The organism is Polaromonas sp. P1_G2, assembly GCF_056405515.1.
Genome location: NZ_JBFUBY010000807.1, coordinates 1 through 550 on the forward strand (window position 1 = coordinate 1; position 550 = coordinate 550).

The window sequence follows — 550 nt, forward strand, 5'->3', positions numbered from 1 at the left end:
CGTCGCAATTGCACGTCATTGACAGCTCTACGGCCGTTTGCCACTGTCACGCTAAATTACACGGAGGAAATACCATGAGCAGCCCGTCCATCGTCATCGCCAGCGCGGCCCGCACCGCGGTCGGCTCATTCAACGGCAGCTTCGCCAATACGCCGGCGCATGAGCTCGGCATTGCCGTCATCAAGGGCGTACTCGAGCGCGCCAATGTCGAGGCAGCGGAAGTCGACGAGGTCATCCTCGGCCAGGTGCTGCAGGCCGGTGAAGGCCAGAATCCGGCTCGCCAGTCCGCCGTCCTGGCCGGCATCCCGGTCGAGAAGACCGCCATCGGCATCAACCAGCTCTGCGGCTCCGGACTGCGCGCCGTGGCGCTGGGCATGCAGCAGATCGTCAGCGGTGATGCGAACATCATCGTCGCCGGCGGCATGGAATCGATGTCCATGGCGCCGCATTGCCAGCATCTGCGCTCCGGCGTGAAGATGGGCGACTTCAAGATGATCGACACGATGATCAAGGATGGCCTGACTGACGCCTTCCACGGCTATCATATGGG

At 62.9% G+C, this 550-nt stretch carries 1 protein-coding gene; it reads left to right on the top strand.

The annotated features are described in order from the left end of the window. Positions 1 to 74 precede the first annotated feature (74 nt). Positions 75 to 550, top strand: a 476-nt coding sequence (locus AC1D0P_RS27710; RefSeq protein WP_477679663.1) for a thiolase family protein, incomplete at its 3' end; no start/stop codon positions are given.